This is a genomic window from Paractinoplanes abujensis (genome assembly GCF_014204895.1).
GTDB lineage: Bacteria > Actinomycetota > Actinomycetes > Mycobacteriales > Micromonosporaceae > Actinoplanes > Actinoplanes abujensis.
This window is the reverse complement of the sequence record NZ_JACHMF010000001.1, coordinates 5,607,170-5,619,490: the sequence shown is the minus strand read 5'-3', so window position 1 is coordinate 5,619,490 and position 12,321 is coordinate 5,607,170. Positions and strand designations below refer to the sequence as shown.

Genomic DNA, 12,321 nt, shown 5'->3' with positions numbered 1-12,321 from the left:
CTAGTCTGCTGAGGTTTGCCTGGGAATTGCCTGATCAGACGGCTCTCGCCTGGGAGACGGCGGTCACCAGCTCGTCACGGGCACGCGCGACCCGGGACCGGATGGTCCCGACCGGAACATCCTCCACCTCGGCCGCCTCGGCGTAGGAGAGGCCAAGGACCTGTGTCAGCACAAAAGCCGTCCGGCGTTCCTCACCGAGCCGCCCCAGCAGGTCGGCCGTGGTGAGTCGTTGCGCCGGGTCGGGCGAGGGCGACGCCGTCCAGGCCTCGGCGGCCAGGCGGGCGTCGAGCCGGCGGCGGCGGACCACCGTGCGCAGGTGATCGGCGCAGGTGCGGCGGGCGATGCCGAGCAGCCACGTGCGGGCTGTGGAACGGGCCTCGAACGCGGGCAGCGCCTTGAAGGCCCGCAGGTAGGTGTCCTGCGTCAGGTCGTCGGCCGCGCCCGGGTCGACCAGGGCGGCGGTGAAGCGCCAGACCTCGGCCTGGGTGGCGCGCACGAACGCCGCCGTCGCGGTCGCGTCCCCCGCGCGGGCGGCGAGGGCGAGCGAGGTCGTTTCGTCCAGGCCGTCCATGGCCCAGCATCGTACGCCCTCAGGTTGCGAGAACCTGAGCGGCGGCCTTGAACGTCCACCCGCGGTGGGCAGGAGTGAACTCGATCGGGCAGCATGACGAGCATGATTGTTGAGCGTCGCCGGATTTGTCGCACTTTGGCGGCACTGGCCGGGCTGCTGGTCGGGTTCTTCGCGGTGCTGCTCGGCCCCGCCGCGCCCGCCAGCGCGCATGCCGTCCTGGTCAACAGTGACCCGGGCAACGGCACGATCGTGCCCGACGCGCCCAACAAGATCACCTTGAACTTCAGCGAGTCGGTCAACCTGCTCTCCGGCAAGATCCAGGTGCTGGCGCCCGACGGCTCCCGCGCCGACCAGGGCGACCCCACCGCCTCCGGCGGCACCGTGACGATCCCCTTGCGCTCGGGTGGCGGCCGGGGGACCTACCTGGTCAGCTATCGCGTGATCTCGGCCGACAGCCATCCCGTCGGCGGCAGCCTCACCTACTCGGTCGGGGCCGCGTCGGCCGCGCCCACGGCCACCCTCGACGACGTCACGGTCGACCCGGTCGTGCGCACGCTCATCCCGATCGGCAAATACCTGGGGTACGCGGGTCTGGTGCTGCTGATCGGGCCCACGCTCGTGCTGGCGCTGCTCTGGCCGCACCGGCTCAGCCGTACGGGTCCTGGTCGCCTGGTCTGGACCGGCATCGGCCTGATCCTGTTCAGCACGCTGGTCGCCATCTGGCTGCAGGCGCCCTACTCGACCGGCTCCGGGCTCTTCGACGTGCGGGTGGGCGACCTCAGAGAAGTGCTGGGCAGCACCTTCGGGGCAATCATGCTGGTCCGCCTGGGCGTGATCTGCGCGGCGGCCCTGCTGCTGCGGCCGATGCTGCGCGGTTCCGGCGCCGACTCCAAAACCGACCTGGCGCTGCTCGGGGTGCTCGGCGTGGCGGCCATCGCGACCTGGCCGCTGACCGGGCACCCGACCGCCTCCCCGGTGGCCGGCGTGTCGGTGGTGGTCGACGCGATCCACCTGGCCGCCATGTCCGTGTGGCTCGGCGGCCTGGTCATGCTGGTCGGCTTCCTGCTGCGCAAGGCCGACCAGCGCGAGCTCGGGGCGATCCTGCCGATCTGGTCCCGCTGGGCCGCCACCTCGGTCGCGGCCCTGATCGTGGCGGGCGTGATCCAGGCCCTGATCGAGGTCTCCTCGCTCAGTGGGCTGTTCAACACCACGTACGGGCGGCTCATCCTGGTCAAGGTGGGGCTGGTCGGCATCGTGCTCGGCTTCGCCTGGTATTCGCGGCGGCTGGTGCAGTCCAAGGCGGCCGAGGAGTCCCCGCGCGGGCTCCGGCGGATCGTCGCGGTCGAACTGGCGATCACGGCCGTGGTGATCGGCGTGACCTCGGCCCTTGTGCAGATCACGCCCGCGCGCTCGGCGACCGCCTCGGAGACGGTGGCCACCTCCAGCACGATCACCAAGACGCTGACCGACCAGCGGATGGCCGTACAGATCGACATCTTCCCGGCGACGGTGGGCAACAATTCCATCCACCTGTACGCCTACACGCCCGACAACAAGCCGCTCACGGTGGTCGAGTGGACCGCGACGGCGGCGCTGCCCGGCAAGGGGATCGAACCCATCGAGATCCCGCTGCTGCGGATCACCGACTTCCACGCCGTGGGCGACATCGCGTTGCCGTCAGCCGGGGAGTGGACGTTCAAGATCACGGCGCGGACGACCGAGATCGATCAGTCCACCCTCTCCACCACGGCAACCATCAAATAACGGCGTCCCGCGGCCCGGTTTCCCACGTACGGGAAACCGGGTCGTTGTCATATCTATCAGCGATTTAGCGCCGGTTTGACCACTTTGGGGTTATTTGCCTCTGTATGGTCGGCGCAGTACTGCCCACATATGGGCCCTCGCAGTACTGCCCGAGCTCCAAGGGGGAGAAAACTGATGCGGGTGTTCCGGACCATCCTCGGAATGCTGGCGCTGACCATCGGCCTGCCGTCGCTGCTGGCCGGCGCCGGTCTCTGGGCCGCCATGCAGCACCGCGACCAGGGCGGCGCGTTCAGCGGGCAGCTCCAGCAGCTGTCCACACCCGGTTACGCGATCGTGGTCGAAGACGTGGACCGCCTGCTGCGCTCCGACGCGCCGTTCACCCGCATCGGTGACACCCAGCTGCGGCTGAACGCCCACGCGGCCGACGGGCCCGCGTTCGTCGGCATCGCGCCGGTCAACGCCGTACGCCAATACCTGAACGGGGTGCCCTACAGCGCCGTCCGCCGCGTCGACATCGGCACCGGCGCGCTGCCCGTCGCGACCACCCTCGTCGCGGGCGCCCAGGCCCCCACCTCGCCACCGGCGCGAGCGATCTTCTGGACCCGTTCGGACGCCGCCGGTCAGATCTCCTGGACCCCTTCCGACGTACGGGGTGGGCCCTACAGCCTGGTCGTGATGAACCCGTCGGCCCGGCCCGGCGTGCAACTGCGGGCCGAAGCCGAACTGCGCCCCGGCTGGCTCAACTCGAGCGCATGGGGCCTGCTCACCATGGGCACCCTGCTCGTGATGGTCGGCATGGTCGTGCTGGCCTGGCCCGGACGCCGCCGCGAAATCATCTACGTGGTCGAGCCCAGCCAGGTCCCCGACCTGATGCGGGCCATCGGCGCCCCCATGCCGATCCTGCCCTCCACCGGACGCCCGGTCGGCGCGCACCGGCCCCGCACCCTGGCCGAGATCCGGCCCGGCCCGGCGCCCGCCGTCATGGCCTGGCCGCCCACACCCGCTTCGGCGCCGCCGGCACTGGCGGCCATCGCCTCACCCGCCGCCGGGCCCGGAGTGCCGCCGGACCCGGACGAATACGCAGCGGCCACGGCCATTCCGGCCCGGACGGCCACGCCGGCGCCGGGGGAGCCGCTCGAGTTCATCGGGGCGGCCCCCGCCCCGACCCCGGCCCCCGCCCCCGATGCTCCGGCTCCGGCCGCGCGGGCCGACAAGAAGCGCCGCACCTCACCGTCGGCCGACATCCCGATGTTCCAGGCCTCAGCGGTGGACGCCTGGGTTGCGGAGACCGCACCCGTGCGGGCCCGCGAAACCGAAGCGCAGGCCGCGGCCCGGATGGCCGAGGCCGCCCGGCGGCGCGCCGTCAGCGAGACGTCCTTCCCTGCCCCCGACGCGCCCGGTGCCCCGCCGGCCTTCGCCGGGTCACCCTCGGCGGCCACCGAGCCGGCAGCGGCCGGCTCCGAAGCCGCAGGGGCCTCTGAGCCCACCGTGACCTCGATCGCCGAGCCGCCCGCCGCGGTTGGTTCGCCCGCCGTCGCCGGTGCCGCCGACTCGACCGCTGGCACCGATTCCGCCGCGGCCGCCGGTTCGGCCGCGACGGCCGGTTCGGCCGCAACGACTGGTTCGCCCGCGACCGCCGGTTCGGCCGCAACGACCGGTTCGCCCGCAAAGGCTCGCTCGGCGGCGGCGACGGCTGGCTCGCCTGCGCCCGCCGGTTCCTTCGCGGCAACCGGTTCGCCCGCGGTCGCCGGTTCTCCGGCGGCGGCCGGCTCCTCCGCAGTGGCTGGTTCCTCGGCGGCCGGTTCCTCCGTGACGGCCGGTTCTCCGACCGTGGCTGGTTCTTCGGCGGTGGCTGGTTCTCCCGCGGTGGCCGGTTCTTCGGCTGTGGCGGGTTCGCCCGTCCGCGCTGGTTCGAATGAGGAAGCCGGCTCCGAAGAGGCCCTCGACGAGGCGGAAGCCGAACCGATCGACGCCGTGGCCGCCGCGTACGCGGCCGGTGCCGCCGACGCGCGCGCCGTCCGGGGCGAGATCGACGACGAGGACCGCGACCCCCACTTGGCAAATCAGAAGGTGTCGGTGGTGACCGGCCCGCGCGCCACGGACTGGAACACGACGGGTGTGCCGCGCATGGGTCGCCAGGCCCCGCCGGAAGCTCGTCCCGCCCCGGCCGGCCGTCCTACCCCGCCCGCGGGTGGTGCGCCGTCCGGGGGACGCCCCTCTTCCCCCGGCCACCCGTCGCCGTCCACGCGCCCCGGCCGCCCTTCAACCGTCGCGCAGGGTGGCCGCCCTGCTGCGGGCGCTTCGAACAGCCCCGTCTCTCCCACCTCCGGCGGTCCCAGCACGCCCGCAACGGCTGATCCCGGCGCTGCCGCCGCAGGCCCGGACAGCCCCGGCACGTTCAGCGCTCCCGACTCGGCCACTTCTGATTCGGTTGCGCCCGGTTCGGTCGCGTCTGGCTCGGTCGCGTCTGGCTCGGTCGCGTCTGGCTCGGTCGCGTCTGGCTCGGTTGCGTCTGGCTCGGTCGTGCCTGGGTCGGTTGCGTCTGGCTCGGTCGTGCGTGGGTCGGTCGCGTCTGGCTCGGTGGCTTCCGGGTCGGTCGTTTCTGGGCCGGCCGCCTCTGATGCGACCGCTTCGCGCCCGGGTAGCGTTGCCAGCTCGCCCGGCGAGCCCGGGACCGCCGCACGGCCGGCCAGCCTGGCCGACGCCGGGCCCGCCGCGCGGGTCCGCCGCGCCACGCCGGGTGGCGCACAGACCAGCACCGAGCCGGCCGCCCCATCCGCCAGTGGGGTCCGCCCGGCCATGGGAGCCGACACCGAATCCGGCACTGACAACAGCCGCCCGGTGTCGGCTCCCCAGCCGGCCGCCGCGCGTCTCCGGCCGCCGGCCGTCCGCCCCGCCTCGACCGGGGTCGCGCCGCAGGCCGGAGCCGGTCGGGTCGCCGGTTCCGCTGCTTCCCGTGGCCGCCCGGCCGACCCGTCCGCCGGCCGGCCGGGCGAGGCCGGCGACCAGGCAGGTGAGGACGGCTCGGCGAACCACCCCGGACGGCCCGGCACCCCGGCCGCCGAGGACCAGGCCGTGGGCCGGCATGCCGCCGACGCGGCCGCGAGCCGTCCGACGTCCGGTGCGGCGGATCGCACGGAGACCGGCGTGGTGGCCGGCCCCGAGTCCGACGCCGCGGCTGCTTCCGGCACTACGGCTCCGGCACCGTCGCGACCGACGGTTCCCCGCCCGCCCGCACCGTCGCGGCCGATCGTCCCGGCGCCGGCCCGGCCCGTCGGCGGCGGTGCGAAGCCGGTCGAGCAAGCAGGCAACGGCGGTTCGAACCGGGCCGAGCAGGCACCCACCGACAGCACGAACCCGGTCGGGCAGGCGCCCGGCGGTGCGCATCCGGTCGGGCAGGCGCCCACCGGCGGCGCGGACGCGGTCGGGCAGACGCCCACCGGCGGCACGAACGGGGTGGAGCAGGCGCCTACCGGCGGTGCGAACCCGGCTGAGCAGGCGTCGTCCAACAGCGAAGCGAAGCCGACCGAGTCGACGCCCTCCAGCGGTGCGAACCCGGCCGAGCAACTGCCGTCGAGCCGCGGGAAGACGAGCGGCCCGGCCCGCACCGATGCGTCCGCCCCGGACGGCGGCGATCGCCCTGTCTCGCCGGCATCTCCGGCCCAGCGGCCCAAGCCGATGCCGGCGGATGCCGACTTCGTCAACGGACACCCGACCCCCGTACGCGAGCCCGGTCTCGTCAACGGCACTGTTCAGGACTCGTCAACTCAGCCCGGTCTCGTCGACGGCGCTGGGCAGGACGCGTCAGATCAGTCCGGTTCCGTCAACGGCGTCGCTCGCGATGCGTCGTCTCAGCCGGGGTCCGGCGGCGCGGCTCAGGATGTTCAGCCGGGGGCCGGCGGCGGCGCGGCTCAGGATGTTCAGCCGGGGTCCGGCGGCGCGGCTCAGGATGTTCAGCCGGGGGCCGGCGGCGCGGCTCAGGGCGTTCAGCCTCAGGCCGGCGAGGGTGCGGCCCGAGACACTGACGCAGCGCTCGGGAACGACGAGGACCCGGGCGAGGCCGTCGACGCAGCGGTACCCGTCCCGGAGGAAGCGGATCTCGACGGGGCGCAAGGGGCGTCGGCCGCGGCCAAGCCCGCCTCGAAGACGGCCGGCCGGGATCTGCTGGCCGAGGCTCAGAGCCGCATCGACGGCAGCGGGACGACTTCGTCGGCGGCGAGCCGTCCGGCCGGGAGCGGGGCCAACCGGCCCGCCCCCGCGGCCTGGCGCAAGGCGGCCCAGACGGTGGCCGCGCGGGCCGCCGCGGAGGCTGCGGTGGGGTCGGAACCGGCGGCTGACATGCTCGACGACGGGTCCGCCCCGGAGGACGCCGAGGCCAAGCCGGTCAAGCCGAAGGCGCGCGCGACGACCCGTACGCGGAGCAACAAGGCCAAGACCGAGGAGGCCGACGCCGAGAAGCCGGCCCGGACGACTCGGACCGCGGCCGCGAAGGCCGCGAAGGCGGCGCCCAAGACCACTGCCGCCAAGGCCGCGCCGGCCAAGGCCGCGGGGGCCGACAAGCCGGCGGGCAAGTCGAAGGCCGCACCGGCCAAGGCGACCCGGGCCACTACGCCGCGGCCGCCGCGGCAGTCGGAGGACGTGCCGGTGCGAACCAGCACCGGGGCCATTCCGGCGCGCAGCGGCACCCCGGCCGCGTGGCTGGCGGCGTACCAGGAGGAAGCGGCCGAACTGCTCTCGGGCACTCCGCCGAGGCGCCGGCGCCGGATCACCGCCACGTCGCCTGTTGATCAGCCCGAAGAGACCGACTGAGCCCCAAGGGCCGCCCCGCATCGGGGCGGCCCTTTTCGTAGCCGACCCATGAGCCGAAAGGGCCCTCCACGCTGCCGACGTGGAGGGCCCTTTACCGGGGGAACGGAGTAACCGAAGGGGGGCTTCGTCCGTTAAGACCAGTTTAGCCCGTCGTGGGCGCTGGTGCGAGGTCATCGCCCGAAAGCGGACAAACCACCGACCTGCGCCGGTCGTGCCCCGAAGGCCCGGGAGGGTGGCGGCCGACGAGGTGACAGCGGTCCATGCCGTCGCGGCGTAGGCTGTGCGGGTGGCTGATCATTTGGTGTGGATCGACTGTGAGATGACGGGCCTCGACCTCGGCAAGGACAAGCTCATCGAGGTCGCCGCGCTCGTCACCGACGCCGACCTCAACGTGCTGGGTGAGGGTGTCGACCTGGTCATTCACGCCGATGACGCGGCGCTCGACGCGATGCCGCCCGTGGTGCGCGACATGCATGCCAAGTCCGGGCTCACCGACGAGGTGCGCGCCTCGGCGATCACGATGGCCGAGGCCGAGCAGGCCGTCCTGGCATACGTGCAGCAGTTCGTTCCGAATCCGCGCACCGCCCCGCTCTGCGGCAACTCGATCGCCACCGACCGCGGTTTCCTCGCCCGGGACATGCCGGCGCTCGACTCGTTCCTGCACTACCGCATGATCGACGTGTCTTCGATCAAGGAGCTGTGCCGCCGCTGGTATCCGCGGGTGTATTTCGGGCAGCCCGCCAAGGGACTGGCCCACCGGGCGCTCGCCGACATCCGCGAGAGCATCCGTGAGCTGGAGTATTACCGTCGCGCGATCTTCGTGCCGCTGCCCGGCCCCGACGTCGAGTCGGCCAAGGCGATCGCGGCCGCCCTGCTCGACGAGGGCGACGCGAAGGGCCTGTAGGCAGCGTCACCCGACCGTGCCGGGAACCCGCTCGACAGCCCCCGCCGTCATGCGGCTATGATTGTCCAGCACCACGGGGATGCGTCTCCGTGCGCGATGGTGGTCGTAGCTCAGCTGGTAGAGCACCTGGTTGTGGTCCAGGGGGTCGCGGGTTCAAGTCCCGTCGATCACCCCATCCGGCAACAGACAAAAGGCCCGGTCTTCGTGACCGGGCCTTTTGCCGTTCAGTCGGCTTTCATCGATGCGCCGGTGCCGTCGCCTGTCACCGGAAACGTGGTGGCCGGCAAGCGGCGGCCACGCGCGTCGCCGGCGGTGCCTGCTACTTGGCCGTCACCAAGAGCGGCAAGTGCATCGATGTCCCCGGCGCGAGCAGTGCGAACGGTGTGTTGCTGCAGCAGTGGGGCTGCCCCGACGGCGCCACCTGGCAGCAGGTCGAGCTGGTCGCGGCGGGCTCGAACCATCTGCTGCAAAACGTGGCAGCGGCCGCGAACAGCACCAAGCAGTGGGCGTTCAACACCGCGACCGGCAATCAAAGGACCTGGCCGTCCACCCCCGACGGCTTCGCTTCCACGGGCGGCGGCGCGGCCGGCATCACCGTGACGGTCAGCAACCAGGCAGGCTTCTCACGCGCCCGCGCCGTGATAGAAGTACTGCCCCAGCCCGACCGTGAAGATCGTGATCCCGTACAGGGCATGCTCGATCGAGACGGTGAGCAGCGAACCGGTGGACTGGTAGCGCCGCGCGAACAGCCAGCCGCCGACGATCGTGGCCACCACCGCGATCACGTTGCCGAACAGCAGATGTGCGAAGCCGAAGGCGACCGCACTGGCCGCCGCAACGACCTTGCCGGCGCCGAACACCGGGGCGTACCGGTGCATCAGGAAACCCCGGTAGAGCAACTCCTGCGGATAGACCGACGCCAGCGGATAGAACACGCAGATGAGCAGCCACAGGCCCGGGTTCTCGCGCGGCAGGATGAACAGGTTCTCCCGGTCGAACAGCGCGACGGCCCCGACCGTCAAGGCGGAGACAAGTGCCCAGAGCGCCAGTACGCCCTTGAGCCCGTTCACCCGTCCCAGCCGCGGAACCGATTGCCGCCGCAGATAGATGACGATCGCGACCGCTGCCGGCAGCAGCACCGGGATCGGGCCGCCCGGCACGTGCACCGCGATGTAGAGCCCGACCAGCCCGAAGAAGAGCAGCAAGTATTCGGCTACCCACCCGCCGACGTTAGGCGGGCCAGATGGCCGTCACGCGGCCGTCGGATGAGCATCCAGCTCAGTAATGCATCGAGGGCGGCAACCCGGCCCGGCTCAGCTTGCTCAGCCGTCGCAACCCGTCGCGTCAGCGCAAGTGGCGGCACCCAGCCCGACCACGGCGGTGCAGGACATGGTCAGGCGCTCGCCCGCCGACCGGCCGTGACAGGCTGCAGTCAGCTTGGCCACGAGACGCCTACCGCTTGGCCAGCAACTACAACTCGGCGGTTGAGGCGGCACCCATCCAGCCCATGACGGTGGCGACCACCCGGGCAGCGGTTGGAGCGGCCGCTTGTGGCTGCCGGCCGTGTGGGGCAGAGGAGCCTCGGCGGGCTCGGTGCCCAAGGCAGCAGCCAGGCCCCGCGTCACCCCGGCATCACCCGATGCAGCGCGCTCAGCAGATTGTCGGTCTGGAACGGCTTGTGGAGCAGCGGTGCGTCTGAGGGCAATTCCTCCCCGCCGGGTGCCGGCCCGCTCGTGTATCCCGACATGAACAGCACCGGCAGCCCGGGCCGGGAGCGGCGCAGCTCCGCCGCCAGCTGGGTTCCTGACATGCCCGGCATGATGATGTCGGTCAGCAGGACGTCCATCTCGTAGTGTCCGGAGCGGCACATGCGCAGCGCGGTGGCCGGGTCGGGTGCGGCCTGCACCTCGTATCCGGCGCGGCGCAGGATCCGGCACACGATGTCGCGTACCCCGTCTTCGTCTTCCACCACCAGCACTTTGCCGCCGCCGGAGGGGCGTCTCACCAGTGTGGACGGCCGGGACGCGAGTTCGGCCGGTGGCAGGCTGACTTTCACCGTGGTGCCGGCCCCGAGCGCGGATTCCAGCGTGATCGTGCCGCCGGCGTCGGTCACCACCCCGTACGCGGTGGCCAGCCCCAGGCCGGTGCCTTTGCCGCGGCCTTTGGTGGTGAAGAACGGCTCGAAGGCCCGTGCCGCCACCGAGGGTTCCATGCCGTAGCCGGTGTCGGTGATGGACAGGCACACCTGGCCGGTGTGGCGCTCGACCGACGTGGTCAGGGTGAGCCGGCCGCCGGAGGGCATCGCGGCCCGGGCGTTCATGGCGGCGTTCAGGACGACCTGTTCGAGTTTGTTGCGGTCCATCGTGATGGGGGGCAGGTCCAGCGACAGCATGGTGGTCAGTTCGATGTCGTCGCCCAGGGTGCGGCTCAGCAGGCGCTGCATGTCGGTGGTCACGGCGTTCAGGTCGAGCGGTTCGGGGCGTGACGGTTCGAGGCCGCTGAAGATGAGCAGTTGCCGGGTCAGGCCGCTGCCGCGGGCGGCCGCCTGTTCGATGGCCCGGGCGTCGGCGTGCAGTTCGTGTTCGGGGCCGAACTCTTCGGTCAGCATGGCGGCGTAGCCGGAGATGACGGCCAGGATGTTGTTGAAGTCGTGGGCGATGCCGCCGGCCAGCCGGCCCAGCGAGTCGAGGCGTTCGGCCTGGCGCAGTTGTTCCTCCATGCGCACCCGTTCGGTGATGTCGCGCAGGATGCCTTCGATGGTTTCGGGGCGGCCGTCGGGGCCGGGGACCGCGTTGGCCCGCTGCTCGACCCAGGCCGGGCCGCCGGTGCGCCGCCGCCAGCGGATGGTCAGGGTGCCGGGTTGTTCGGACTGCCAGCAGTGTTCGAGCAGGGGTCGGTCTTCCGGTTCGACCAGGCGGAAGATCAGGGCGGGGTCGGCGTAGAACTCCTCGGGGGCGTGCCCGGTGATGGCTTCGACGGCGGAGCTGACGTATTCCATGGCCGGTTCGGGGCGCAGGCGGAACCGGAAGATGACGTCGTGCGCGTGCTCGGCCAGCAGCCGCAACGCCTGTTCGGAGCGGCGGTGGGCGCGGCGTTCGCGGGCTTCGACGAGTTCGCGTTGCACGGCCGGGGCGAGCCGGGCCAGCCGGTCCTTGAGCACGAAGTCGCGGGCGCCGGCGCGCATCAGGTCGGCCGCCACTTCCTCGCCGACTTGGCCGGAGACGAGCAGGAACGGCAGGTCGGAGTCGTGCCGCGGACCTGGTCGAGCAGGTCCTCGGCCCGTACGGAGGGAAGGTTGTAATCGCAGATGACCACGTCGACGGGGCCTGCGGCGAGCGCCCGGGCCACCCCTTCGGTGGTTTCCTCGCGGGTCACCTGCACCTGCAGGCCGGCCCGGGCCAGCGCGTGGCCGATCAGCACGGCGTCGTCGTCGTTGTCGTCCACGACCAGCACGGACGTCATCGCGATCCCCGTCCCAGGCTGAACCGGAAGACCGCACCCGCTCCAGGGGTTCCGTCGGCGTCGATGTGGCCGCCGTGCCGGGCCACGATGCGCCGTACGACGGCCAGGCCGATGCCGGTGCCCGCGAACTCGCTCGCCGGGTGCAGCCGCTGGAACGGGTCGAACATCCGGTGCGCGTGCCCCATGTCGAAGCCGGCGCCGTTGTCGCGCACCACGAAACGGTCCCCTTCGGCGCCCACCGTGATCACCGCCTCGGCCTGTCCGGCGGTGAACTTGAACGCGTTGCCCAGCAGGTTCTGCAGCACCAGCCGGATCAGGTGCGGGTCGCCCTGCGCGGTGAGGCCGTCGGCGATGTCGAACCGTACGGCGCGGCCGGGTTCGGTGGTGGCGAGTTCGGCGGCCACTTCGCGGGCCTGGGCGCTGATGTCCGTGCGTTCCCGGCGCAGGTGTGTCCGGTCGGCGTGGGACAGTTCGAGCAGCGCGTCGAACATGTGGCCCATCCGTTCGACGTTGGCCCGGATGCGTTCCAGGTAGTCGCGGGCCTCGTCGCTGAGGCCGGCGGCGTGTTCGTCGAGCAGGATCTGGCTGAACCCTTCGAGGCTGCGCAGCGGCGCGCGCAGGTCGTGGGAGACGGAGTAGGAGAGCGCGTCCAGTTCTTCGGCCCGCCGGCGCTCGATGTCGTCGTCCACCCCGAGCTCGCGGACCGCGCCGGCCCGCCCGTCCTCGCCGGCGAGCTGGTCGACCAGCGCCAGGAGTTGTCCGCCGGTGCTCATCCTGACCTCACCGCTCCGACCGTACGGGACAAAGAGCC

Annotated in this window: 8 protein-coding genes, 1 tRNA gene and 1 pseudogene; 5 read left to right on the top strand and 5 right to left on the bottom strand. The window is 72.3% G+C overall.

Annotated elements, in window-relative coordinates:
- Window positions 1-34: 34 nt before the first annotated feature.
- The gene (locus BKA14_RS25565) at window positions 35-571 is read right to left on the bottom strand and encodes a sigma-70 family RNA polymerase sigma factor (RefSeq protein ID WP_184953394.1); all 537 of its coding nucleotides are present in this window, start codon (window positions 569-571) and stop codon (window positions 35-37) included.
- Between the two features lie 93 nt (window positions 572-664).
- Here BKA14_RS25565 and BKA14_RS25560 point away from each other — a divergent pair, with 93 nt between their 5' ends.
- From BKA14_RS25560 to BKA14_RS45605, 5 genes and pseudogenes are all read left to right on the top strand, one after another.
- Window positions 665-2,335 carry a copper resistance CopC/CopD family protein gene (locus BKA14_RS25560; protein WP_184953393.1) on the top strand — a complete coding sequence of 557 codons (1,671 nt, stop codon included), beginning with the start codon at window positions 665-667 and terminating at the stop codon, window positions 2,333-2,335.
- Between the two features lie 174 nt (window positions 2,336-2,509).
- Window positions 2,510-7,144: a hypothetical protein gene (locus tag BKA14_RS25555; RefSeq protein ID WP_184953392.1), complete on the top strand. Its 4,635-nt coding sequence runs from the start codon at window positions 2,510-2,512 to the stop codon at window positions 7,142-7,144.
- Window positions 7,145-7,424: 280 nt separating this feature from the next.
- A complete protein-coding gene (gene orn / locus BKA14_RS25550; RefSeq protein WP_184953391.1) occupies window positions 7,425-8,048 on the top strand; it encodes an oligoribonuclease in 624 nt (207 codons plus the stop codon).
- A gap of 99 nt (window positions 8,049-8,147) precedes the next feature.
- Window positions 8,148-8,223, top strand: a tRNA-His gene (locus BKA14_RS25545).
- Window positions 8,224-8,368: 145 nt separating this feature from the next.
- A pseudogene (locus BKA14_RS45605) lies at window positions 8,369-8,515 on the top strand (RICIN domain-containing protein); the annotation flags it as partial.
- 156 nt (window positions 8,516-8,671) lie between these two features.
- Here the strand turns inward: BKA14_RS45605 and BKA14_RS25535 are convergent.
- From BKA14_RS25535 to BKA14_RS25520, 4 genes are all read right to left on the bottom strand, one after another.
- A complete protein-coding gene (locus BKA14_RS25535; protein ID WP_184953390.1) occupies window positions 8,672-9,253 on the bottom strand; it encodes a CPBP family glutamic-type intramembrane protease in 582 nt (193 codons plus the stop codon).
- 416 nt (window positions 9,254-9,669) lie between these two features.
- Window positions 9,670-11,247 carry a hybrid sensor histidine kinase/response regulator gene (locus BKA14_RS25530; protein WP_239093484.1) on the bottom strand — a complete coding sequence of 526 codons (1,578 nt, stop codon included), beginning with the start codon at window positions 11,245-11,247 and terminating at the stop codon, window positions 9,670-9,672.
- Complete coding sequence (locus tag BKA14_RS25525) at window positions 11,232-11,510, bottom strand: hypothetical protein (RefSeq protein WP_184953389.1); 279 nt, start codon at window positions 11,508-11,510, stop codon at window positions 11,232-11,234. Before BKA14_RS25525 ends, BKA14_RS25530 begins: the two co-directional genes overlap by 16 nt.
- Complete coding sequence (locus BKA14_RS25520; RefSeq protein WP_184953388.1) at window positions 11,507-12,283, bottom strand: sensor histidine kinase; 777 nt, start codon at window positions 12,281-12,283, stop codon at window positions 11,507-11,509. The genes BKA14_RS25525 and BKA14_RS25520 overlap by 4 nt, the downstream gene beginning before the upstream one ends.
- Between the last annotated feature and the right edge of the window lie 38 nt (window positions 12,284-12,321).